Raw genomic sequence first — 22,789 nt, 5'->3', positions numbered from 1 at the left:
ACTATTTCATTTTTAAATGGTTAGCTGTATACAAAAAAACTTTACCACACATGGAAAATTACAAACCAACAACTGACGACGGTAAGACCGCCGGCATCATTAGTTATTTTACGCTTATTGGGTGGCTCATTGCTTATTTTGCATTATACATCAACAATAAAACCCCGCTTGCATCCTACCAAATGAGACAAACCTTATTGTTTCATCTTGTTTCAATCCTTATTTCGTGGGTTGCCGGTTTTCTTATAGGCATAGCCTTTGTAACATCAGGGATATTTATTGGCGCATCCATCCTTTGGATCATCCGCCTGGGGTTGCTGATCATCTGGATCATCGGTTTACTCGGCGCAATTAACGGCGAAAGAAAACCAATGCCACTTATCGGCGAGCCTGCCCAAAATATGTTTTCAGGCATTTAAACTTTTATTAATATTCCAGCCTTACGAAGTTTTAAAAACTTCGTAAGGCTTTGCACTTAGTTCATTGCTTTTCCAACAACTGCTTAGCTTCCTGCAGCTTTTCCATTTCCTCTTTAGGTAAAACCGGGAACTCCAGTTTCAAACCCTTCAAGGTATCATGTATTATTGTTGAAATAGCGATGCGGGTAAACCATTTTTTATCTGCCGGGATCACATACCATGGGCAATCATCTGTTGATGTCTCATTAATGGCTTTTTCATAAGCGCTCATATATTCATCCCAATGTTCCCGTTCCGTGATATCGCTGGCCTGAAATTTCCAATTCTTTGCAGGGTTGTCTATCCGTTTTAAAAACCGTTTCTTTTGTTCCTGTTTGGATACATTCAGGAAAAACTTGATCACAATAGTACCGTTGTTATGGATATGCTTTTCAAAATTTCGGATACTCTCATACCGTTGTTCCCAAAACTTCTTGTCGATATCTTTCACATCCTTTATGTAAGGATTATTCTCCTTTAAAGCAAGTTCGGGATGCACCTTAACTACCAGCACATTTTCATAGTGCGACCGGTTATGAATACCTATCCGTCCGCTTTCGGGCAGAGCTTTATAGTGTCGCCATAAAAAGTCGTGATCGTAGTCCTCAGAACTTGGTTGTTTAAAACTATAAACCTGGCAACCCTGCGGATTTAAGCCCGACATGGTGTGCGCTATGGCACTATCTTTCCCGGCCGCGTCCATCGCCTGAAAAATAATGAGCAATGAATAATTATTGGAGGCATAAAGCTGGGCCTGCAATTTAAAAGTTTCGCCTATCAGCTCCGTTAATACAGCGCGGGCATCTTCCTTTTCATAACCATCGCTAAACGCGGGATCATAGTCACTCAGCGAAAACTTGGTATCGCTTTTTACTTTAAATTGTTCGGTAAGATTCTTCATATTATTAGGTATCTACACAAAATATAAAAAAACTGAATAATGTTTTGGTAACCCGGTTTAAACCTAACCGGTAAATAGCAAAAATCCTCTTTTTTTGATCCGAAATGCTTTTGATTTATTTATTGTGTACTTTGCACATCATAAATATGTATCATACCAGTGTTAACCTAAAATTTACCTGATTATTTTACGTTGTTTATATTTGTCAAACAGCATTATGATGTAGTGCTATAATTTTTCATCTTTACCCAATGTTCAGACGTATACGCAATCGCTTTTTAAGATATTTCGTCATATTAATATACTTCATTATCTTTTTTTTCTGTTCGATAGAACTTAATTTCCTTGGACTTTTCGGATACTCTCCTGACATGCAGGACATTAAAAGCCCCGTACTTTCGGTAGGATCGGAAGTTTATACGGCCGACGGTAAACTGATTGGTCAGTATTATAAGGAAAACCGCTCGCCTATCGAATTTAAAGAAATCTCCCCTAACCTTGTAAATGCCCTTGTAGCCACAGAAGACGCACGTTTTTACAGTCATGGCGGTGTAGATTTTTACTCCTTTTTCACGAGTGTACTTTCAACTGCCAAAGGTGATAAAAGGGGTGCCAGTACCATCACCCAGCAGCTGGCCAAAAACCTTTTTGAAACACGTAAAAAGAAATCGCAAGGGATAATTAAGCATATTCCGGTATTGCGCACGGTTGTTTATAAGTGTAAGGAATGGCTTACCGCCTTTAAAATTGAGCACGTTTACAGCAAACAGCAAATATTAACCCTGTATTTCAATACAGTTCCGTTCGGCAATAATACGTATGGTATAAAAACGGCGTCATTAAAATACTTCAACAAGCAGCCGGGCACTTTAAATCCAGCCGAATCAGCATTACTTATCGGTATGCTTAAAGCTACCTCAAACTACAATCCCATTAAAAACCCGCAACGTGCTATCGAAAGGCGCAACACCGTTTTGGGGCAAATGGAGAAATATAAATACCTCACAGCCGACCAATTTAAAACTAACGTAGCATTACCGCTCGGCCTTGACCTAAGCTATGTGGAAGATGACTCGCACGGCGACTCATACCTGCGCCGCGCTGTTGAAAAATGGCTGGATAAATGGTGCAAGGATAACGATTACAACCTTTATGAGGATGGATTGAAGATCTATACCACCATCGATTCAAAAATGCAGCAATATGCCGAAGAAGCCGTTGCCGAGAAGATGAAGATGCTCCAAAAACGCTTTTATAACCTATGGGGAAACAAAAACCCATGGCGCGATTCAAAAGGTGTTGAGATCAAAGATTTTATCCTGAAAAACGAGCAACGCTTAGGTATTTATAAGTTGCTGGAAAAAAAATATAACGGTGATACCGTAAAGATCCAGGACTACTTCAAAACCAAGAAAAAGATGAAGGTGTTCACCTGGCATGGCGAACGGGATACAACCTTCTCTACCATCGACTCGATAAAATACTATGCCAAGATCCTGAACACCGGCATGATGACCCTCGAGCCATCAACCGGCAAAATAAAGGTTTGGATTGGCGGTATCGATCACCGTTTCTTCAATTACGATCACGTAAACCAAAGCCGCAGGCAGGCAGGTTCAACCTTTAAACCTTTCGCTTATTTAACCGCTCTTGATAATGGGTTCACCCCTTGTGATAAGTTTACCGACAAACCGGTATCTATCAAATACAAAGACAACGGTGAAGATAAAGTTTGGGAGCCAAACAATGCCGATTTTCATTTTTCTTACCGCGAAATGTCATTGCGTTGGGCCATGGGTAAATCCGTAAACTCCATCACGGCGCAGCTAACCGAAAAAGTAGGCTGGGATAAAATTGTTGAATACGCTCACCGTTGCGGTATCGAAAGTCCGCTCAAATCGGTTCCATCAGTATCCTTAGGATCAAACGATGTTTCTGTTTATGAAATGGTAAGGGCATACAGTACCTTCCTGAACAAAGGCGAAAAACTTGACCCGCTGCTGGTAACAAAGATCACCGATCAGCAGGGTAACGTAATACAGGAATTTAAGCTTAAAACCGAGAAAGTATTAAGCGAAGAAACTGCGTGGCTGATGCTATACATGTTCCGTGGCGGTATGGAAGAACCGGGCGGCACTTCACAGGCGCTTTGGGAATACAACGGCCTTTGGAAAAAAGACAACCAGATTGGTGGCAAAACCGGTACATCGTCGGACTATGTTGACGGCTGGTACATGGGCATCACTAAAGACCTGGTAACCGGTGTTTGGGTTGGTGCCGATGACCGCTCAGTACACTTTACCACATCCGAAACAGGCGAAGGCTCACACACCGCCCTGCCTATCTTCGGCAGCTTTATGGAAAGGGTTTATGCTGATAAATCGCTTGGATATACTTATGGGCCATTCCCTAAACCGTGGAGCAAGATCACTAAGACATATAATTGCCCATCGCCACATATTGAGGAAGACACAACTTCAACAGATAGCTTAAGCAATCCTATTGACACAACCGGCGTAACACCTGTACAGGAAAACAATCCGGAAAACCCGGAAAACACACCGCCGGGTAATAAATAAAAGATTATCGGCGCTTACTTTCTGTTAATGAAGAGAAAATGAATAAGGTTGTTTTTTAATTAAGAGCAACCTTATTTTGTTAAATTAGCCATATCTATTTATTAAATAATATGAATAAAGTTTACTCACTTTTCAATAGAGTTAAAAAGCACACCATTGTATTATTTTGTATAGTTGGCTCGCTGTTGATTGGCACCAACGCTCAGGCCCAATACTTTGGCCAAAACAAAGTAAGATATAAAAACCTCAAGTTTAACGTTTACAAAACCCCTCACTTTGAAATTTACTACTATCTGAAAAACGATAGCATGGTGAAGCGTTTTGCCCAGGAAAGTGAGCTGTGGTATACCCTGCACCAGCAGGTTTTCAGGGATACCTTTAAACATGCCAACCCCATTATACTATACGCCAATCACCCCGATTTCCAGCAAACTACCGCTATCGATGGCGAGATAGGCGTAGGTACAGGCGGTGTTACGGAGGGCCTTAAAAACCGTGTGGTGATGCCCGTAATGGAAACCAACCAAACCACAAGGCACGTAATTGGCCACGAGTTGGTGCACGCTTTCCAGTACCGCTTGCTGATGGGGCATGATTCATCCGAGTATGAAAATATAAATAACATTCCGCTGTGGATGATTGAGGGTATGGCCGAATACCTTTCATTAGGTAAAAAGGATACTTACACAGCCATGTGGATGCGTGATGCTTACCTGAACCATGATATCCCTTCGGTGCGTGACCTTACTGAGAGCAGCAAATATTTCCCGTATCGTTATGGCGAGGCATTCTGGTCGTTCATAGGTTCAACTTATGGCGATACGGTTATAGTGCCCTTCTTTAAAAACGCGGCCAAATTTGGTTTGGAATATGGCATCAGGCGGACATTCGGTTATGACGATCGTACGCTCTCCCGCCTTTGGAAAAACTCAATTGAGGCCACTTATAAGCCGTTTTTAAAGGACACCACGCAAACACCTAAGGGCATAAAACTCATTGATAGCAAAAACGGCGGCGACCTGGTGGTTGCGCCTTCTGTAAGTCCGGATGGTAAATATGTAGCCTTCCTATCGGCCAAGAGCCTATTTAGTATTGACCTTTACCTGGCCGACGCCAAAACCGGTCGAATCTTGAGAAAGCTCACCAGCAAGGTGTCCAATACCCATATTGATGAGTTTAACTTCATTGAGTCGGCAGGTGCATGGTCGCCGGATGGAAGCAAGTTTGCCTTTAGTGTATTTAGTAAGGGACGTAATAAACTCGATGTTGTCGATCTTAAAAGCGGCAATGTGATTGACGACTTCTCCATGGAACAGGTTGAACAGTTTAGTAACCTGTCATGGTCGCCGAATGGCAAGGATATAGTTTTCCAGGGCCTGGTTGAAGGGCAGAGTGATTTGTATTCTTATAACTTCGATACCAAAAAGATCACCCAGCTTACTAACGATAAATATTCCGATTATCAGCCAAGCTATTCGCCTGATGGTAAAAAGATCATCTTCTCGAGCGACAGAACCACTTACGATCAAAGCCTTGAGCAGGATATCCCTTTCAACCTTGCCGAGCTTGACCTGGCAACTGGAAAAGTAACCGATATCAAGATCTTTAATGGTGCCAACAACCTGAACCCGCAATATTCGGCTGATGGCAAACAGATCTATTTCCTGTCAAACCGGGATGGCTTCCGTAATTTGTATCGATATACTACAGCTACCGGGCAGATAGACCAGATGACTAACCTGTTCACCGGTATTTCGGGTATCACAGAGTATTCTCCGGCATTGAGCATTTCTAATCACGATGACGTGGTTTATTCCTACTACCGGGCACAAAAATATTCCATCTACAATGCCAAAGCATCCGATTTTACACCCATTGTAGTACAGCCGGGCGATGTTAATTTTGCGGCGGGCACATTGCCGCCAAATCGTTCTGTAGGCGTTGATCTTATTAACTCCAACCTGAATAACTTCCTGGCTTATCGTAAAATCCCAACCGATTCGGTTAAGGCTATCCCATTCCGTTCAAAATTTAAGCTGGATTACCTGGCCGGTAGCGGTATTGGCGTGGGTGTGAGTAACTTCTACGGTACAAGCCTTTCAAGTGGTATCCAGGGCGTATTCAGCGATATTTTGGGCCGTAACCAGATCTTTGCCGCAGCTTCGGTAAACGGGCAGATCTATGATTCGGGCGCTGCCGTGACCTATGTAAACCAAACCGGCCGCTGGAACCTGGGGGTGGGTGTTTCGCATATTCCCTACCAGTTTGGTTTTAATACAACCACTTACCCAACAAGAAACGTAAACGGGAAGAACCAAACGGTTTATTCTGATAACATCGACATCATCCGCAACTTTGAAGACGCGGGCAGGGTATTTACCTCTTACCCTATCTCAAGAACAACTCGCTTTGAAGTTAGTGGAGCGGCATCACACAACTATTATCGTGTTGACCGTTACAGCGATTCCTACCTGCTTGATACCACGGTAGTGAATGGGAAACAACAAGTAAACATCGGTAATTACATCTCATCTGACAGGAAAAAGATCCCTAATGACGAGGAATCGGCAACACTTAATCAAAACTACGGTTCTACTTATTTCTATAATTTAAAGGCTTATTCTATTTTAACCCTTTCAACGGCGTTAATTGGTGATAACTCGTTTTTTGGCGTTACCGCACCGTTAAACGGTTTCAGGTACAGGCTGGAAGCCGGTTATAACTTTGGTACTTACCGCTTTTTTTCGCCAACAATTGACGTAAGGAAATACGTGCGTACCGCCCCGGTTACATTTGCAGCCCGCTTTTTTGCAACAGGCAGGTTTGGCGATGACAAAGGGCTTTACCCATTATTTGTGGGTTATCCTTTTTATATCAGGGGCTATGAAGGGCAAACATTTTATAATAACGGCAAAGCCACAACCAACGGTTTCACTATCGATCAGTTATCAGGCAGCCGTTTAGCGGTATTTAATTTCGAGGTACGTTTACCGTTTACCGGTCCTGAAAAATTGGCTGCCATAAAATCGAAATTCCTGTTTACCGATCTTAACTTGTTTTTTGATGCAGGTTTAGCCTGGAATGCAGGTGATCATATTTATTTCCAGAAAGATCCTCCGGTAATCGGTCAGCAGGAGTTTACTGATAGCAATGGCACTGTAACTACTCAAAACCTGTACGGCCGAGTTCCTGCATTAAGTGCGGGTATCTCATTACGTATCAACGTTTTTGGCGCATTTATTTTGGAACCTTACCTGGCTGTTCCGTTTAACCGTAGCGATGTGAAAAAACCACTGTTTGGCTTAGGCTTTACGCCGGGCTGGTAATAATTTTATATTATAAAAGAGAAAAGCGGCTTATCGGCCGCTTTTTTTGTTTCATGGCAATAAAATATGTGCCGTATCCATCCATTTCTTAATCAGCACAACACGATCTTTCATAAACTTAGGCCCCCAGAACAAGTTGGACCAGTCATCAAAGTTTTCGCATTGAAAACCAAAGTAAAATAGCCAAAAACCAAATCCCAGGTATGGGATGGCGGCTATTTCTTCATTTGATAGCGGTCGCACTTTGCGATAACTATCAACAAAAATCCGAAATGCATCACGTGCCTCTTTCTCTGTGATTTTACCGTAGGTAAACTCTAAAAAGTAGTGAACAAAAAAAGAAGCAATATCGTAGGCCAATAGCCCTTTACCTACGAAATCAAAGTCAAAAAAGGTTATCTCATTATCGCTGGTAAAATGAAAATTTTTAGGCATGAAATCAAAGTGACAATAGCCATAACTAAAACTCCCGTCAAATTGATTACATCGCTCAATTACTTCCGCCGCAGTTTGCTTTAGATAGGCATAATCCTCTTCCAGCCCCGCGAATGCAGGTTCAAGGATCTTTAACGGATTAACGAAAAGAGTTTCTATTGAATACTGCTGACGATGATGGCTAAGCTCAATTGATGAAGTTATATGATGTACAGTCGCCATCTCCCGCCCTACGGTTTCAAGTTGATCATCGCTTATCGCATAAACAACACTGCCTTGCGCCCATGAAAATAGGACGCCATAGCGTGTTCCTTCCGCGGCGTTGAAAGCTTGTATGGTATCACCATTCTTGTCAGGAACTGGTCGCGATACTTTTGCCCCGCGTTGAAACAGGGTGTTTAATAATTCTACTTCTCCCCTGATCTCTTCAAGCTTCCGGTGCGCATCACGATAAATTTTGAAAATGTATTTTTCTGTCGTGTTCTCAATAACGTAAGTATCGCTCACATTACGGATCAATAGCCTGCAGGTAGTATTGCTTAAACCATAACGTTCCTGAAGTTTTACGTTGAGCGCTTTCGACGATAAGGTTGAGTATTGCGTGGGGAAGATCTCCATAGGTGAACAAAGTTAACTTATAATCTACAACCCAGCCATGTATTTCAAAAACCTATTTATATTTTGTATGTTTAGCTTATAACCTACACACTATGAAAAAGTTACTGCTATTTATATTTACTGTGTTTTGCCCGGCGATATTGCTGGCCCAAACCGTAGATAAAAGCAATAACATCCCAACAGGGGCAACCATGCTCCCCAACAATGATATTGTAAAAAATATATCATTAGTACCCTACATCCACACGTTTTATCTCTTCATATTAAAAACTCATTTAACCCGTACCTATACAAGCCGGGGACCAATCACCATGTTTGTACCTGTTGATGAGGGATACACCGATATGCCTACCGGCAGATTTGATTCGCTTGCCAAACCTGCGCACATCTGGGAGCTTACCGACCTGGTTACCTACCATGCCATTGCAGGGCAGCTCAAAGCAAAAGACATTCAAAAAAAGATTAGCAAAGGAAAGGGTATAGCCACGTTTACCACACTTTCGGGCGGCAAATTGTTCGCTAAAATAGATAGTAATAACAATATAGTTTTGGTTGACGGCAGTGGCGGCAAAAGCGTAATCAGTAAGTTTGATATTAAACAAAACAACGGCATCATCCACCTGGTGAGCAAGGTATTGGTGCCTAAAAAGAAGATCATATAAACATACCCTCTGATGACAATCTCCCGATACTATAATTACGTATTTGAGTTATAGTATATAAAAGTTTCCTGCTCCTAATAAGGAGCGTGAATAATCAAATACAACAGGTTATGAAAATATTCATTTTAGCAGTGATAGCCTTAAGCGTCCTGACAGCGTTGGGATGCCAAAATACAAACGGGCAGGATACCAAACGTAAGTTGAGCAAACCTGCTGCCGAATGGAAAAAGGCACTAACATCCAATCAATATCATATTATGGTTGAAAGCGGCACCGAACCGCCTTATCAGAACGAATATTGGAACAACCACGAAAAAGGTATTTATGTAAGTGCCGCAACCGGCGACACCTTATTCACCTCGGATGATAAATTTGACAGTGGTACGGGCTGGCCAAGTTTTGTTAAACCTGTCGACCCAAAAAAAGTAGCAATAGTTACCGATAACAGTTACGGCATGAGCCGCGACGAGGTTATCGAAAAAAGTACAGGCTTACACCTTGGCCATGTGTTTGATGATGGCCCTGCCGACCGCGGCGGCAAAAGGTATTGCATGAACTCAGGGGCTTTAAAATTTATTAAAAAGCCATAACCCTTCGGTTAGCATTCAGCGACGGACGCAGTTGCGGCCTTACACGTAAACCTTGCTCATACTTTAACCCAATGGTCAGATCTATCCAGTCGGCATTAACAGATCTGATCATTTTTTCTTTTTGCGGGCGTGTATAAGTGCTCACCACTTTAAAACGTTCCATAGCCTGCTCTTCGGTATTGATCTCCTCAAAGTAAACCAAACGGTTAAGCTGCTGCGCGTTGTCAAAAAACAAAGTTGGCATTTCGCTGTAAAACTGGATGGTTTTCATCAGGTCAGAACATAAACCAACATGTAAATTTTTACGGTTCCTGTCGGTGATGATATAAACAAAACGTTTCATTTTATGATAAAAAATTTGGTGAACGGATAATTATTACTAACTTTATGAGCATAAAATTACTAATAAATTTAGCAAATCCAAATTTTATGTCAATAATTTCACAAAATATTAAGTTTCTCCGCAAAAAGAAAGGGCTTACACAGCAGCAATTCGCGGATGAATTAGGTATAAAACGTTCATTAGTAGGCGCATACGAAGAAGATCGGGCTGACCCTAAATATGACTTACTAAAAACATTAGCAACCTATTTTGATGTTACTATTGATGACTTCATCAACGAAACCATCAACGAAAAATGGCAGCCAAAGCCAAAAGGCAACCCTGCCAACCTGCGGATCCTGAGTATATCTGTTGATAAGGATGAAAATGAAAATATAGAAATGGTGCCCGTAAAAGCCAGCGCCGGCTACCTTAATGGTTATGCCGACCCTGAATACGTAGCCCAGCTCCCCAAGTTTTATCTGCCTATGTTTAAACAGGGTACCTACCGCGCTTTTGAGATCAAAGGAGACTCTATGTTACCGCTTGTATCCGGTACTATTATAATAGGTGAATACGTAGAAAACTGGGGCGATGTAAAAAGCGGCGAAACCTACGTAGTAATATCTAAAAATGACGGTGTGGTTTATAAGCGCATTGGCAATAAATTTAAAGAGAACAAAAAGTTAAAACTTATTTCTGACAACCCCGTTTACGAACCATACGAAATATCAGGCGAAGACGTGCTGGAACTATGGAAAGCTAAAGGTTATATTTCAACACAGTTACCGGAGCCATCACCCGCACCTACCATGGAAAGCCTTACCAGCATGATGGCCCAGATGCAGCGCTCCATATCTAATTTACAGCAAGGCAACAATTAAGTTACATCAGCTTTTTTAAACCATTACGATATATCTTTATCATACTGTTAAAACGTAAATAAAATAAAAAAGCTATGAAAAAATTATTGTTAATGTGCTGCTTCCTTTTAGGAATTTCTGCAGCCAGCCATGCGCAAGGCGGCATGAGGAAAAGCCCTGAAGAAAGAGCTAAAGATTTGCAAACTCAACTTAAATTAACAGATGATCAAACAACCAAGATCACTGCAGTTTACAAAGAGCAGGCTACCAAAATGGACAGCGTACGTACCGCAGCCAATGGCGACAGGGACGCGATGCGCTCTGCAATGCGCCCAATGATGGAAGCAACAAACACCAAGATCAAAGCTATTTTAACAGCCGACCAAGCTGCTGCTTACGACAAAGCAATGAAGGAAAGAATGGACCGCATGCGCCAGGGTGGCGGTGGCCAGTAAACATTATCACATAGAAAAAAGCGACCAATGGTCGCTTTTTTTATTTTTGCACAAAACGAAGCACATTGAACCCAGCCGAAGATTTTTTAAAACGTAAACTGCAGGAGCGGCAGCAATCGGGCACCTACCGCGAACTGAAACCCGAAAACGAGCTGGTTGATTTTTGTTCAAATGACTATCTCGGTTTTGCCCAATCGGCTGTTTTAAAGCAAAACATTGCCCATGAGGTAAACAACCATCCCCTTAGCCTCAATGGCGCCGCCGGATCGAGGTTATTATCAGGCAACATTCAATATGCTGAAGATCTGGAGAAGCAGATTGCCACATATCACCATAGCGAAGCCGGATTGCTTTTTAATTCGGGTTATGATGCTAATCTCGGTCTGCTTTCATCCCTTGCTCAACGCGGCGATACTATTATTTTAGATGAGCTGGTACATGCCTCCATCATTGACGGGGCGAGGCTGAGCTATGCCAATCGCTACAGCTTCCGGCATAATGATTTGGAAAGTTTAGAGGCCAAACTAAAAATAGCCAAAGGCAATTGTTATGTGGTTATTGAAAGCGTATACTCCATGGATGGTGATGCTCCCCCCCTTTTTGAAATCCTCACCCTGACTGAGAAATATAATGCAGCACTGATTGTTGATGAAGCCCACGCGGTAGGCTTATATCCTAAAGGACTGGTTTGCGAGCTTGGCCTGCAAGAAAGGATTTTTGCCAGAGTAGTAACTTTTGGCAAAGCATTGGGGGGACACGGAGCTATAGTGCTCGGCAGTAATAATTTACGTAACTACCTGGTAAACTTTGCACGCTCTTTTATTTATACTACGGCAGCATCTTTCCATCAACTTGCTGCCATAAAAATGGCTTATCAGCTATTGGAAAACTCAGGCGAAGCCATCATTAACCTGAAACGAAACATCCGGCTATTTAAACAGGAAGTAAACACCGGCGAAAATTTCACATTGCTCGGCAGCGATGGCCCTATTCAATGTATTGTACTCAAAAGCAATGAAATGGCCCGGGAAGCGGCCAGACAATTGCAAATGAATAACCTTGATGTAAGGCCCATTTTAAGCCCTACAGTTGCACAGGGAACTGAGCGGATCAGGATTTGCCTGCATAGTTTTAATACAGAAAATGACTTAACTTTGCTGGCTGTAACTCTTAACAAATTTATACTATTACATGCCTGATAAGCAACCGATATTTATTTCCGGTATTGATACCGGGATAGGTAAAACCTTGGTTTCGGCTATTTTAACCGAAAAGTTAAACGCTGATTACTGGAAGCCTATACAATCCGGCGACCTTGATAAAAGCGATACATTGAAGGTTAAAAGCCTCATCTCAAATCCAGTTACTCAGTTTTTCCCCGAGGCTTACGCGCTTACACAGCCCTTTTCGCCTCACAAATCTGCAGCTCTTGATAAGGTGACCATCGAGCTGGAAAACATCGTTCTGCCCAAAACAGATAACCAGTTGATCATAGAGGGAGCCGGTGGACTCATGGTGCCGCTAAATGATAACTTCCTGATCATCGACCTCATTAAACAACTTAATGCAAGGGTCATATTGGTAAGCAAGCACTATTTAGGCAGTATTAATCACACCCTGCTTTCATTACATGCACTAAAAAAATATGGTATCCCGGTGATGGGCGTGGTTTTTAACGGAGATAAGGATATTTATTCTAAAAGTTATATTCTTGATTATTCGGAAGTGGCTGATCTTGGGCAAATTCCTGAATTAGACACTATCAACAAAAAAACTGTTAAAGAGGCCGGTAAGTTTATTACCTTGTAACACCGGCTGTTTATAAACCGATATTTGCCGGTTTCGTAAATTCATACTATGAAAAACATTACTGTAATTGGCTCCGGCACTATGGGCAACGGTATTGCCCACACGTTTGCGCAGCATGGCTTTGAAGTGTCATTGGTTGATATCAGCGATGATGCCCTGAGCAAAGCCCTGCAAACCATCGGCAATAATTTGGACAGGCAGGTAAAAAAAGGAACTATCACCGAAGATGTGAAAAGCGACACCCTGAGCCGCATCCGCGTGTTTACCGATTTGGCCGAAGGCGCTCAAAATGCCAACCTTGTAATTGAAGCCGCTACCGAAAACCAGGAAATAAAGCTCAAACTGTTTAAACAACTTAGCGAAATTTGCAGCGATAAAGTTATCCTTGCATCCAATACCTCATCTATATCCATCACAAAAATTGCTTCTGTTACCAAAAACCAGGGCAATGTAATAGGCATGCATTTCATGAACCCGGTACCGGTAATGAAGCTTGTTGAGGTGATAAGGGGCTATGCTACTACCGATGCCGTTACCGAAACCATTATGGAACTTTCGCGCACTTTGGGCAAAGACCCGGTTGAAGTAAACGACTACCCGGGTTTTGTAGCCAACCGCATTTTAATGCCGATGATAAATGAGGCTATTTATACCTTATACGAAGGTGTGGCTGGCGTGCAGGAAATTGATACGGTAATGAAGCTTGGCATGGCCCACCCGATGGGTCCGCTGCAACTGGCCGATTTTATTGGGCTGGATGTTTGTCTTGCCATTTTAAAGGTATTGCATGATGGCTTTGGCAATCCTAAATATGCTCCCTGCCCGCTATTGGTAAATATGGTAGCTGCAGGCCACTTAGGGGCTAAAACCGGAAGCGGATTTTATAAATATACTGCAGACAGTAAAGATTTGGTTGTGGCCGATAAATTCAGTGCATAAGCCCGGTTAAACTTTCGATGTTGGATATTGTCAATAGTTATTATAGCGAATAACTAAAAACATCTGAAAATGAAAACCATTGCTAAATTAGGAATAGTACTTGCCTTAACAGGCTCATTATTTGCATCATGTTCAAGCCAGGCTTATGTAACCGAGCGCCCGGCTGAACCGGTTTATGTTCGCCCGGTGGCTCCCTACCCTAATGCGGTTTGGGTACCCGGCGAATGGGTTTGGCGCGGCAACCACTACGTTTACCGCCAGGGCTTTTATGCACGACCACGTTATAACCGTGTTTACGTACAAGGTCATTGGCAACCAACCAATCGCGGATATGTTTGGGTGAAGGGATATTGGAGGTAGCCTCGCCCCCCAGCCCCCTAAAGGGGGAGCTATAAACCAAGAAACGCCCCAGGTATTATTATTTACCCGGGGCGTTTTAATTAACGTTCATTATTCCCCTTCAGGGGGTTAGGGGGCTACATCCTCTCGGGCACTTCGATACCCAAAAGCTTCATCCCTTTGCTGATCACCTTAGCTGATGATGCAGACAAGGCCAAACGGAATTGTTTTGAATCTTCGTCCTCGGCCTGCAATATCGATTTTTCGTGATAGAACTTGTTATATGTTTTGGCAAGCTCATATACATAGTTGGCAATTACTGCCGGACTGTAACTCTTAGCTGCTTCCTTAACTGTTTCAGGATATTTATCAAGCAATACAATTAAATCGCGCTCAACATCTGCCAGTTCAGTAACGGCCGGCTTAGTTTCAGCGTTGTAATCAGCCCTGCTTAGTACCGATTTGATACGGGCGTGGGTATATTGAATAAACGGCCCGGTATGTCCCTGAAAATCTACTGATTCGTTAGGATCAAACAGTAAGCGCTTTTTAGGATCAACTTTTAACAGGAAGTACTTAAGCGCCCCCATACCAATGGTGTGATATAATGCCACCTTATCGTCTTCACTAAAAGCATCAACTTTGCCCATAGCCTCGGTTTGCTCTTTGGCAGTGGTTTCCATCTCGGCCATCAAGTCATCAGCATCAACTACCGTACCTTCACGTGATTTCATTTTACCTGAAGGAAGATCAACCATACCGTACGATAAATGGAATAAACCATCGGCACCTGTCTTACCCAGTTTCTGCAATATCAGGAACAGCACTTTAAAGTGATAATCCTGCTCATTACCTACCACGTAGATGGATTTATCCATGTGATAGTCGTTGTACTTCAACTGTGCGGTACCCATATCCTGGGTAATATAAACCGAAGTACCATCACCGCGAAGAACAAGCTTTTCGTCAAGTCCATCTGAACTAAGATCTATCCAGACTGAATTATCAGCTTTTTTAAAGAACACGCCTTTTGCAAGCCCTTCTTCAATAATATCTTTACCTAACAGATATGTGTTCGATTCGTAGTAGTATTTATCAAAATCAACACCCAGTTGCTTGTAGGTTTCGGCAAAGCCTGCATACACCCAGCCGTTCATGGTGTGCCACAAGTTCATCACCTCTTCATCACCGGCTTCCCATTTTTGCAGCATCTGCTGGGTTTCGATCATGATGGGGGTAGCATTTTTGGCTATTTCCTTGATCTTATCTTCTTCAGCGGCAATTTTCTCGTCCAACTCAGCTATCAACTTTTGATTTGCCTCGTCGGTCTGCGCACGTTTCTCCTTAACCTTGGCTATAGTAGCTAATGATTCCTCAATCTTCGTCTTCTGGTTTTCTTTAAAGGCAGCAAGATCATGTTTTTCGTAAACTTCGGTCAAAACCGGTTTAAGCTGCTCTCTTAGTTCTTTATCAAAAGCAACATAATACTTACCTACCAGGTGGTCACCTTTCATACCCGACGATTCAGGAGTTTCGCCATTACCGAACTTTTGCCAGGCCAGCATGGATTTACAGATATGGATCCCGCGGTCATTAACCAAATTGGTTTTGATCACCTCATAACCATCGGCAGCCAAGATCTCAGCAACCGAATAACCCAATAAGTTGTTACGGATATGGCCGAGGTGCAAAGGTTTATTGGTGTTGGGAGATGAATACTCAACCATTACCTTTTCGCCATTTGGTTTTGCTACCGCGAAATCATCGGCAGTAATATTATTATATAACTGGCTAATCCAGTATTCATCGCTAATAGAAAGATTGAGGAAACCTTTGATCACGTTAAAGGATGCAATTTCCTTCAATTCGTTTTTAAGGTATTCACCTATTTCGATACCGGTTTGCTCCGGCCCCTTGCGCGAAAATTTGGTAAACGGAAAGGTTACAATGGTTACTTGACCTTCAAACTCCTTACGGGTTTCCTGTATGCTAACGGCGGCCGGTTCAATATCAGTTTGGTATAATTGTTTAACTGCTTTTACGGCTGCTTCAATAATAAAATCCATTCGGCAAAATTAAATAAAATGGGCAGATTGCGAATACTAAAATGGTGATGTTTACACGTAGATTAAGAGGCACCTATGGAGCCACTACAAATTTAAGCCTTAGCTATAAACAGGGCACTCCTACGGAGTTTTTAGCAGCGATACCATCATTAATTGGGTGGGCTTATCCGTAGAAGAGTGAAATAAAAACGCGGGTATATGCTTTACTTGGTTATCTGTAATTAAACAAATAAGTGATCAACACTCCGTAGGAGTATCATGTTTATAGGCAAACAGAAACAAAATCAAGGCTCCGTAGGTGCCTCCTACCTCAACTTGCTATTCCCTGCACATTCTTGTTAACAAAGCCTCATGATGAGGATATTGAGACACTAATTCGGCTTTTTTAGCCATTTCAAATTCGCTGAAATCAAAACCCGGCGCTACGGCGCAACTCACCAGGGCAAAACCTTCATTTGCTTTTAGTTCAGCTGCAAACCATAATCCTGCCGGTACAACCACCGAAAAACTGCCGGTACTTTCATCAGATAATTCATGGCTTATCAAACCACCATCATTTTGAATCACGTGAATAATCAATGGCTGCCCTTTATGAAAATACCAGATCTCATCAGAGGCGATGCGGTGAAAACCGGAGAAATCATTATTCTCCAGCAAATAGTATATAGAAGTGCAGGCTTGTTTAACTTCAGCAGTACCAATCCGGTTAACCTCTGCTACCGAACGGAATACTTCCCGGTAATAACCACCTTCGGGATGAGGTAATAAATTTAGCGACTGTATATAGTAAGCTGCATTTTGAGTTTCCATAAAACAAGTATAAACAAAAAAGCCTCCCTTACGGGAGGCCTCCGACATAATTAACCAACCAAAGAAAACCTGTCTATTTGAAGCTTGTTGTTCCGTCGCCCTGGTATGCGTAACGGAAAGTATAATAACGTGATGCCGGCCTGGTAGTAAGATCAGCAAAGGCAGCAGTTGTAGTGTTTGGATTGCCTTTGTAATAGCTTATCATTTCTACTTTGGCATATTTACCATCGGCTGTCTTAATCACGAATATTTTACCCGGAGTAGCAAGTATGGCATGTTGCGGAGCGGTTTCGGCGGTGTAAGTATACCAGCCCGAAATGGCAGGAGCACCCGTTGCATCAGTTTTATAATCGGCAGTTGGGGCCGTTGTTAAAGCTTCAAACGTGCTGCTCACTACCTGGGCCTGGGTTGTCCCGGTACCTGACGTACCACCATTTGTAAATATGCTGGTCGATTTAAATTTAAGGTCCCACTTGGTTGCCGAAGCAGTGTCGGCACCTGTAACCTCCGCGCCTGTTGCAAAGCTGAAATAAACCGTTGCTTTTGACGCACCGTCCAGATCGGCGATGGTTTTAGTGGTAAGCTTGCTTGCTGCAGGAGTTGGATCGTCGTTGTTTTTGCTACATGATGATGCCAGTAATATTACAGCCGAGCCTAATGCCAATGATAAAGTTTTGAATTTGTTCATGTGTGTTGTATGTATGATAGTTTAATAATTATTGCTTATTGAAATTGTAGGCCACGCCGGCGTAAATAAGTCTGCCGGGTAGGTTCAGGATTACCTGAGGGTCTTTATGGTTAAACAGGTTTTGCGCGGTTATCTGCAACCGGAGCGCGTTGTTCATAAACAACTTTGAAACCGATGCGTTGACCAACATATAGCCGTTTGTATATTCATCGGCCCGGTTCACAATACCATTGCCATCGCTGTCTTTATAGCCATATCTGCCGCGGTAAATAGCCCTTACTGAGGTGTTGATACCTGTTTTTTCTTCGTTATAGTTGAGCCTGATGTTATAGGTATATTTCGACCGGCCGAGCAACCCGCCGTAATCGCTGCGTTTTAGGGCTTTGGTGAGATTTGTTTCGGGATCTTTGGTGAATACTTTTCCGGCCTTGATCTGGTCGAGCACATCCTGGTCATATGCTTCAAGGTATTGGAAACCACCGCCTATTTGCAGGGGCCTAAACAGCTGATAAGTAACATCAGTTTCCAAGCCCTGCGTATAAACTTTATTAAGGTTGAAGTAAGAGAAAACCGATTGTCCGTTTGTTTTCAAGGCGATGGCAGCGGTTTCAATCAGGTTGCTGATATTATTGCGGAACAGGTTGGCCGTCCAGTAAAGTTTAGTTACGGGTTTATACCGAAAGCCAAAGTTGAATGCGGTTGAACTCTCGGCATTCAGTCTTTTTAGTGTCGAAGGATCTATCAGTACGGTTTCAATCTGTCCCTCCTGTTGCAAACGGGCTATACCGGCTTGCGCTTCTTCATAACCGAATACACTGTAGCCAACCTCGGCATTAGTAAAGTTGAGATAGAGCTGCCTGAAATCGGGCGCTTTGTAACCTTTCCCCGCCGAACCCAATATGGTCAGCTTATCGCTAAGCGCGTAACTTGCTGCCAGCTTAGGGCTAAACTGCGATTTATAAACGCTGTGCGCGTCAAACCTGCCACCGGCTATAATGTCAAGCTTTTTTACCGGGATCCAATCTGCCTGAAAGTAGCCGTAGCCCGATGTAAAAGATTGTTGTTTGGTGTAGCGGGTGGCCTCAACAGTTTCATACTGGCCACCAATACCTGCCGTCAGTTTCAGATTATCCTGAAGGGCATAATCATTCTGAATCTCGGCACGATTAAAGGTCTGGGTAAAATAGGTTTGATCGTAGATATCATTATTATCCTCGTATCTGATGTCGGAATTGGTTTTATAAACCGAGCGGTAAAGCTGCAATACCGAAACATCTTTTTTACTGAAACGATGGGTAAGCACCGGCGCCAAATTAAAATCCTTCTCGGTGCCTTTGCCGGATGCAAAACGGTTATCATCAACCGAAAAACGGCTGTCCTGATCATTGGTAAAATACCTTACAGATAGCTTCAGACTGGTGTTATCATCAAAACGATAAGCGGTTTTACCATTAAGCGTATACCCATGAAAAGGCGAAACCGTTGGTATGCCTGATGAAGGCTGTAAACTATAGCCGCCACTGCTGTTCCGGTTGGCAAAACCGCTGATGTAGAATTTGTCTGTTCTGTATGATGAGTTCAGGGAGATATCAGCATTTTTATTGGTGCCATATCGCCCGGCTACGCCACCCGAAAAGCCTTTGGCAGGCTCGGCAGTAATGATGTTCACTACGCCGGCCATTGCCTCCGAGCCGTAAAGGGAAGATGTAGGGCCTTTAACTATCTCTATTCTGTCGATATTGTTAGTAGTAATCCTTGATAGCTCCAGGATACCGGTGCTGCGACCGATAAGCGGCAGGCCATCTATCAGGATGAGGGTATAAGCCGGATCAAATCCCTGAATCTGGATGCCCTGCCCATGCGGATCATCTAAAATATTGATGCCGGTTTGTTCCGATAAAACCTCGTTCAGGCGTACCAGTCCCCGGTTTTTTATTTCTTCAGATGTGATGCGGGTTATAGGGATAGGTACCTGTTGCAAACTTTTCGCGGTACGGGTCCCGGTTACTACTACCTCTTTCAGTTGTTTGGTGCTATCCTTCCTTGTTGTGTCGCGCTGCGCAAAGGCAGCAGTTGAAGTAGACAATACAAGTACCAAAGGAAGAATATTTTTCATTTATTTAGACTAATTAAAAATAATGATGCAAATTTGTGGCATAGCTACCAAGTTTGGTTAACGCCAAACGGATTGAAAACAACGCTAAACGGATTTTATGCACATAACCCTTACTCCTGCTTCACAAACAAACCGCCTTCAATTAAATTATCCGGAGGGTTTTGTCGCCGCGTCATGTCTGGCAAAGAGGCATCATGAGATAGCGCTTACCGATGGCGGGATTAAAGTAGATGAATACTGGTTTGATGGTATCTGTGTGGTGTACAGTGTTCTTCATTCTGCTCAATCATTCACTATTAGTCTGGATTATCCTAAACTATGCAGGGTCCTGTTTTTTGCGCTGAATGGTAAGTTGGAGGCAGATACCGGAAGCACATTGATAAGAACGAACAAGGGCAATTGCTCTTCCTACTGCGGGGCAAACCTAAGTGTCAATATGTTACTTCACGCCAACAGCACTATGCTGACAATATGCATCGATGAATTATTTATAGAGAAGCTATCTGCCCAGGGAACTTTGCCTGCAGATGCAAAAAAATATCCTGATCATCTGATAAAAAAAGATCTGACGACAAAGGCACAATCTATCAGCAAAAATATTTTAGACAATAACCAAACGCCTTATATAAAACGCCTGCTGCTGGAAGCCGGCATAGTGGATTTATTGATTAACCTGCATCAGCCGGAGGAAACAACCACACACCCTATTTTTAGCGATGCGGACAAAACGCGTTTATTGGAAGCCAAAAATATAGTAGAGCAAAATTTAAAACACCCCTGTTCGTTGGCGGAGCTTTCACGCAAAACAGGTCTCAATGATTTTAAACTGAAGAAGGGGTTCAAAACCCTATTTGGCCATACTGTTTTCGGTTATCTGGCCGAACGCCGGATGAGCCTCGCCCATAAATTACTTAAAGAAGGGTGCAGCGTTAGCGAAGTTGCCGAGACTGTGGGCTATAAAAACGCGCATCATTTTACTGCGGCTTTTAAAAAGCATTTTGATATGCTACCAAGTAAAGTAAGTAAACTGGTGCTGATATTGATGGGGTGCCTCGCCTGGATGTAAATTTTTGTAGCGACGCATTTATGAATTATTCTTCTGAAACAACTTCAAAACCCCTGCCTGGTTGTTTTGCTGCGCCAATTTCTTAGCAGAGAGGCCATCCTTATTCTCTATATTAAAATCGGCGCCATATTTCAGCAACAGCCCAATCTGGTCAAGCTTGTACTTGCGTTTCACGGCATGAAAAAGTGTTGTATTACCATCCTTATCTGCAAAGTTTACATCAGCGCCATTCTTTAAAAACCATTCGGCTATTTCAAAACGTTTCCAGTTATAGGCAGCCATAAACGGGGTATCGTTTCCAATACCATTATCAGTTTGCGCGCCATAGCTTTTAAACAAATCAGCAGCTTCAACATCATTGTACCAGGTTATAGCATACATACAATGCTCCGGATCGGCACCGTTTGCCAACAGATACTTGTATAATAGTTCATTTCGTCCCCGGGTATAAGCGTACCAAAGTGGTGTAGCAGGAAAAAAGCCACATTCTTCTTTTATCCGGTGTACCGCATTAATATCCATACCTTTGGCAAGCAACATTTTAAGAATAGTTAAACTATCTTCAGCGTTTGCCGGGCGTTTAGCAATTTCAACACCACATAAATAATGAAGCGCGTTTTTACCACTGTCTTCCGCCCAGGTAAGCCACCGCGGATCTTTTCCAATCATGACCTTAACAGCTTCCACATTAAGATCTTTGATATGCTGGATGAATTTGATCATGACTATGTTACTACTTATCCAATATCGCCAACCAGGTTTTTACCGCGTTTTTCAAAGCCTCCTCTTTCGCGGCGACTTCTTCCATATCATGAAAAAAGGCCAGTCTCCGGCCATCCGCGTAATCACCGGAAAGTAAACCGGATGTATCGTTGATCTTAGCTCCCGAAGGAAATACCAGCCTGATACAATCTTTCTGAAACACGTTTGAAACAATCACATACCTTTTATATTCCTTAGGATCAAAGGCCCTCATTTCGCCGGTATACAAAAAACTCGGCGCGTTCCATTTGATATGCTCACCTATTCCGCTGTCAGCGCTCAGGATAATTTTCCTTAAAGCCTCCAATACATCCTTCAGCGGGTGGTCAAGTTTTTTCATGTACACATCTACACCTGCCGAATCTGCAAGTGCGACTGGTGTTGTGGTTTTGGCTTTCATGATTAAGCAGGTAATAATTGATTGCGAAGCGTTATCTAATTTAAAAAAAGAATACTTAATACCAAAGGAACCGTAAATAGTACCATAAAACCAGGCAGCCTCATCTTAACTTTGATGTATCAAATTAGATTATTACCATCATGGAACAGAAGCTGCCACTCCCCCCATTTAATTTTGAAACTGCTACTCAAAAAGTGCAATTGGCCGAAGATGCCTGGAACAGCCAAGACCCGGCAAGGGTTTCCTTAGCGTATACAATCAACACCGAATGGCGCAACCGTTCGGAATTTATAAACGGCCGCGAACAGGTTGTTGAATTTTTAACCAGCAAATGGCAAAAAGAACTCGACTATAAACTAAAAAAAGAGCTGTGGGCCTTTACAGATAACCGCATAGCCGTACGTTTTGAGTATGAATACCGCAATGCCGCAGGTGAATGGTTCCGTGCTTATGGAAACGAGAACTGGGAATTTGACGAAAACGGTCTGATGCAAAAACGTTATACCAGCATCAACGATTTACCCATTAAAGAGCAAGACAGGCGGCTGTAAAACAAAGAACCCATTATAAGGGCCAATAGCCTTT

General features: G+C 42.7%; 22 protein-coding genes. 13 read left to right on the top strand and 9 right to left on the bottom strand.

Going from position 1 to position 22,789, the window contains the following annotated elements; genetic code table 11:
- Nucleotides 1–50: 50 nt before the first annotated feature.
- Nucleotides 51–419 carry a hypothetical protein gene (locus DEO27_RS06575; protein ID WP_112571930.1) on the top strand — a complete coding sequence of 123 codons (369 nt, stop codon included), beginning with the start codon at nucleotides 51–53 and terminating at the stop codon, nucleotides 417–419.
- A 61-nt stretch (nucleotides 420–480) separates the two neighbouring features.
- Here the strand turns inward: DEO27_RS06575 and DEO27_RS06570 are convergent, their stop codons facing one another.
- Nucleotides 481–1,359 (bottom strand): polyphosphate kinase 2 family protein, encoded by an 879-nt coding sequence (locus DEO27_RS06570; RefSeq protein ID WP_112571931.1) that lies wholly within the window; start codon nucleotides 1,357–1,359, stop codon nucleotides 481–483.
- Nucleotides 1,360–1,610: 251 nt separating this feature from the next.
- Here DEO27_RS06570 and DEO27_RS06565 point away from each other — a divergent pair, with 251 nt between their 5' ends.
- Nucleotides 1,611–3,938, top strand: coding sequence for a penicillin-binding protein 1A (locus DEO27_RS06565; RefSeq protein WP_112571933.1), 2,328 nt, complete (start codon nucleotides 1,611–1,613; stop codon nucleotides 3,936–3,938).
- Nucleotides 3,939–4,048: 110 nt separating this feature from the next.
- Nucleotides 4,049–7,264, top strand: coding sequence for a DPP IV N-terminal domain-containing protein (locus tag DEO27_RS06560; protein ID WP_112571935.1), 3,216 nt, complete (start codon nucleotides 4,049–4,051; stop codon nucleotides 7,262–7,264).
- 51 nt (nucleotides 7,265–7,315) lie between these two features.
- On the opposite strand, the gene DEO27_RS06555 is transcribed toward DEO27_RS06560, so the two are convergent.
- Nucleotides 7,316–8,317 carry a phosphotransferase enzyme family protein gene (locus DEO27_RS06555; protein ID WP_112571937.1) on the bottom strand — a complete coding sequence of 334 codons (1,002 nt, stop codon included), beginning with the start codon at nucleotides 8,315–8,317 and terminating at the stop codon, nucleotides 7,316–7,318.
- Nucleotides 8,318–8,409: 92 nt separating this feature from the next.
- Here DEO27_RS06555 and DEO27_RS06550 point away from each other — a divergent pair, with 92 nt between their 5' ends.
- Together DEO27_RS06550 and msrB are read left to right on the top strand one after the other, a co-directional pair.
- Nucleotides 8,410–8,979 (top strand): fasciclin domain-containing protein, encoded by a 570-nt coding sequence (locus DEO27_RS06550; protein ID WP_112571939.1) that lies wholly within the window; start codon nucleotides 8,410–8,412, stop codon nucleotides 8,977–8,979.
- 110 nt (nucleotides 8,980–9,089) lie between these two features.
- Nucleotides 9,090–9,569: a peptide-methionine (R)-S-oxide reductase MsrB gene (gene msrB / locus DEO27_RS06545; RefSeq protein WP_112571941.1), complete on the top strand. Its 480-nt coding sequence runs from the start codon at nucleotides 9,090–9,092 to the stop codon at nucleotides 9,567–9,569.
- On the opposite strand, the gene DEO27_RS06540 is transcribed toward msrB, so the two are convergent.
- Complete coding sequence (locus DEO27_RS06540; protein WP_112571944.1) at nucleotides 9,556–9,912, bottom strand: GIY-YIG nuclease family protein; 357 nt, start codon at nucleotides 9,910–9,912, stop codon at nucleotides 9,556–9,558. The two genes, msrB and DEO27_RS06540, sit on opposite strands and share 14 nt — an antisense overlap.
- Nucleotides 9,913–9,998: 86 nt before the next feature.
- Here DEO27_RS06540 and DEO27_RS06535 point away from each other — a divergent pair, with 86 nt between their 5' ends.
- The 6 genes from DEO27_RS06535 (at nucleotide 9,999) to DEO27_RS06510 (ending at nucleotide 14,317) form a co-directional block, all read left to right on the top strand.
- Nucleotides 9,999–10,775 carry an XRE family transcriptional regulator gene (locus tag DEO27_RS06535; protein ID WP_112571946.1) on the top strand — a complete coding sequence of 259 codons (777 nt, stop codon included), beginning with the start codon at nucleotides 9,999–10,001 and terminating at the stop codon, nucleotides 10,773–10,775.
- A gap of 74 nt (nucleotides 10,776–10,849) precedes the next feature.
- Nucleotides 10,850–11,209, top strand: coding sequence for a hypothetical protein (locus DEO27_RS06530; RefSeq protein WP_146750042.1), 360 nt, complete (start codon nucleotides 10,850–10,852; stop codon nucleotides 11,207–11,209).
- Nucleotides 11,210–11,274: 65 nt separating this feature from the next.
- On the top strand, nucleotides 11,275–12,408 hold the full coding sequence (locus tag DEO27_RS06525; protein WP_112571950.1) for an aminotransferase class I/II-fold pyridoxal phosphate-dependent enzyme: 1,134 nt from the start codon (nucleotides 11,275–11,277) through the stop codon (nucleotides 12,406–12,408).
- Entirely contained in the window at nucleotides 12,401–13,018 is a 618-nt protein-coding gene (gene bioD, locus DEO27_RS06520) for a dethiobiotin synthase (protein ID WP_112571952.1), read from the top strand. Before DEO27_RS06525 ends, bioD begins: the two co-directional genes overlap by 8 nt.
- A gap of 48 nt (nucleotides 13,019–13,066) precedes the next feature.
- Nucleotides 13,067–13,957 (top strand): 3-hydroxybutyryl-CoA dehydrogenase, encoded by an 891-nt coding sequence (locus DEO27_RS06515; protein ID WP_112571954.1) that lies wholly within the window; start codon nucleotides 13,067–13,069, stop codon nucleotides 13,955–13,957.
- A gap of 69 nt (nucleotides 13,958–14,026) precedes the next feature.
- A complete protein-coding gene (locus DEO27_RS06510) occupies nucleotides 14,027–14,317 on the top strand; it encodes a YXWGXW repeat-containing protein (protein ID WP_112571956.1) in 291 nt (96 codons plus the stop codon).
- Between the two features lie 116 nt (nucleotides 14,318–14,433).
- Here the strand turns inward: DEO27_RS06510 and argS are convergent, their stop codons facing one another.
- From argS to DEO27_RS06490, 4 genes are all read right to left on the bottom strand, one after another.
- Nucleotides 14,434–16,362 carry an arginine--tRNA ligase gene (gene argS, locus DEO27_RS06505; RefSeq protein ID WP_112571958.1) on the bottom strand — a complete coding sequence of 643 codons (1,929 nt, stop codon included), beginning with the start codon at nucleotides 16,360–16,362 and terminating at the stop codon, nucleotides 14,434–14,436.
- Between the two features lie 318 nt (nucleotides 16,363–16,680).
- On the bottom strand, nucleotides 16,681–17,172 hold the full coding sequence (locus DEO27_RS06500; RefSeq protein WP_112572286.1) for a cupin domain-containing protein: 492 nt from the start codon (nucleotides 17,170–17,172) through the stop codon (nucleotides 16,681–16,683).
- 73 nt (nucleotides 17,173–17,245) lie between these two features.
- Nucleotides 17,246–17,860: an HmuY family protein gene (locus tag DEO27_RS06495; RefSeq protein WP_112571960.1), complete on the bottom strand. Its 615-nt coding sequence runs from the start codon at nucleotides 17,858–17,860 to the stop codon at nucleotides 17,246–17,248.
- A 28-nt stretch (nucleotides 17,861–17,888) separates the two neighbouring features.
- Nucleotides 17,889–19,976 carry a TonB-dependent receptor plug domain-containing protein gene (locus DEO27_RS06490; RefSeq protein ID WP_112571962.1) on the bottom strand — a complete coding sequence of 696 codons (2,088 nt, stop codon included), beginning with the start codon at nucleotides 19,974–19,976 and terminating at the stop codon, nucleotides 17,889–17,891.
- Between the two features lie 97 nt (nucleotides 19,977–20,073).
- On the opposite strand from DEO27_RS06490, the gene DEO27_RS06485 reads away from it, so the two are divergent.
- On the top strand, nucleotides 20,074–21,042 hold the full coding sequence (locus DEO27_RS06485) for a helix-turn-helix transcriptional regulator (protein WP_112571964.1): 969 nt from the start codon (nucleotides 20,074–20,076) through the stop codon (nucleotides 21,040–21,042).
- A gap of 18 nt (nucleotides 21,043–21,060) precedes the next feature.
- Here the strand turns inward: DEO27_RS06485 and DEO27_RS06480 are convergent, their stop codons facing one another.
- Complete coding sequence (locus DEO27_RS06480) at nucleotides 21,061–21,765, bottom strand: ankyrin repeat domain-containing protein (protein ID WP_112571966.1); 705 nt, start codon at nucleotides 21,763–21,765, stop codon at nucleotides 21,061–21,063.
- Nucleotides 21,766–21,775: 10 nt separating this feature from the next.
- Nucleotides 21,776–22,204, bottom strand: coding sequence for a DUF1801 domain-containing protein (locus tag DEO27_RS06475; RefSeq protein ID WP_112571968.1), 429 nt, complete (start codon nucleotides 22,202–22,204; stop codon nucleotides 21,776–21,778).
- Between the two features lie 140 nt (nucleotides 22,205–22,344).
- Between DEO27_RS06475 and DEO27_RS06470 the strand changes: the two genes are divergently transcribed.
- Nucleotides 22,345–22,755, top strand: a complete 411-nt coding sequence (locus DEO27_RS06470) for a DUF1348 family protein (protein WP_112571970.1) — start codon at nucleotides 22,345–22,347, stop codon at nucleotides 22,753–22,755.
- The last annotated feature ends 34 nt before the right edge of the window (nucleotides 22,756–22,789 follow it).

This window comes from Mucilaginibacter rubeus (assembly GCF_003286415.2).
GTDB classification, from domain to species: domain Bacteria; phylum Bacteroidota; class Bacteroidia; order Sphingobacteriales; family Sphingobacteriaceae; genus Mucilaginibacter; species Mucilaginibacter rubeus_A.
The sequence above is the reverse complement of the archived record's forward strand: the minus strand, read 5'-3'. Positions and strand labels throughout refer to the sequence as shown.

Excerpts from the sequence above, each read along its gene's own strand:
- DEO27_RS06575 (WP_112571930.1), top strand. The coding sequence starts at position 51 with ATGGAAAATTACAAACCAACAACTGACGACGGTAAGACCGCCGGCATC.
- DEO27_RS06570 (WP_112571931.1), bottom strand. The coding sequence starts at position 1,359 with ATGAAGAATCTTACCGAACAATTTAAAGTAAAAAGCGATACCAAGTTT.
- DEO27_RS06565 (WP_112571933.1), top strand. The coding sequence starts at position 1,611 with ATGTTCAGACGTATACGCAATCGCTTTTTAAGATATTTCGTCATATTA.
- DEO27_RS06560 (WP_112571935.1), top strand. The coding sequence starts at position 4,049 with ATGAATAAAGTTTACTCACTTTTCAATAGAGTTAAAAAGCACACCATT.
- DEO27_RS06555 (WP_112571937.1), bottom strand. The coding sequence starts at position 8,317 with ATGGAGATCTTCCCCACGCAATACTCAACCTTATCGTCGAAAGCGCTC.
- DEO27_RS06550 (WP_112571939.1), top strand. The coding sequence starts at position 8,410 with ATGAAAAAGTTACTGCTATTTATATTTACTGTGTTTTGCCCGGCGATA.
- msrB (WP_112571941.1), top strand. The coding sequence starts at position 9,090 with ATGAAAATATTCATTTTAGCAGTGATAGCCTTAAGCGTCCTGACAGCG.
- DEO27_RS06540 (WP_112571944.1), bottom strand. The coding sequence starts at position 9,912 with ATGAAACGTTTTGTTTATATCATCACCGACAGGAACCGTAAAAATTTA.
- DEO27_RS06535 (WP_112571946.1), top strand. The coding sequence starts at position 9,999 with ATGTCAATAATTTCACAAAATATTAAGTTTCTCCGCAAAAAGAAAGGG.
- DEO27_RS06530 (WP_146750042.1), top strand. The coding sequence starts at position 10,850 with ATGAAAAAATTATTGTTAATGTGCTGCTTCCTTTTAGGAATTTCTGCA.
- bioD (WP_112571952.1), top strand. The coding sequence starts at position 12,401 with ATGCCTGATAAGCAACCGATATTTATTTCCGGTATTGATACCGGGATA.
- DEO27_RS06515 (WP_112571954.1), top strand. The coding sequence starts at position 13,067 with ATGAAAAACATTACTGTAATTGGCTCCGGCACTATGGGCAACGGTATT.
- DEO27_RS06510 (WP_112571956.1), top strand. The coding sequence starts at position 14,027 with ATGAAAACCATTGCTAAATTAGGAATAGTACTTGCCTTAACAGGCTCA.
- argS (WP_112571958.1), bottom strand. The coding sequence starts at position 16,362 with ATGGATTTTATTATTGAAGCAGCCGTAAAAGCAGTTAAACAATTATAC.
- DEO27_RS06500 (WP_112572286.1), bottom strand. The coding sequence starts at position 17,172 with ATGGAAACTCAAAATGCAGCTTACTATATACAGTCGCTAAATTTATTA.
- DEO27_RS06495 (WP_112571960.1), bottom strand. The coding sequence starts at position 17,860 with ATGAACAAATTCAAAACTTTATCATTGGCATTAGGCTCGGCTGTAATA.
- DEO27_RS06490 (WP_112571962.1), bottom strand. The coding sequence starts at position 19,976 with ATGAAAAATATTCTTCCTTTGGTACTTGTATTGTCTACTTCAACTGCT.
- DEO27_RS06485 (WP_112571964.1), top strand. The coding sequence starts at position 20,074 with ATGCACATAACCCTTACTCCTGCTTCACAAACAAACCGCCTTCAATTA.
- DEO27_RS06480 (WP_112571966.1), bottom strand. The coding sequence starts at position 21,765 with ATGATCAAATTCATCCAGCATATCAAAGATCTTAATGTGGAAGCTGTT.
- DEO27_RS06475 (WP_112571968.1), bottom strand. The coding sequence starts at position 22,204 with ATGAAAGCCAAAACCACAACACCAGTCGCACTTGCAGATTCGGCAGGT.
- DEO27_RS06470 (WP_112571970.1), top strand. The coding sequence starts at position 22,345 with ATGGAACAGAAGCTGCCACTCCCCCCATTTAATTTTGAAACTGCTACT.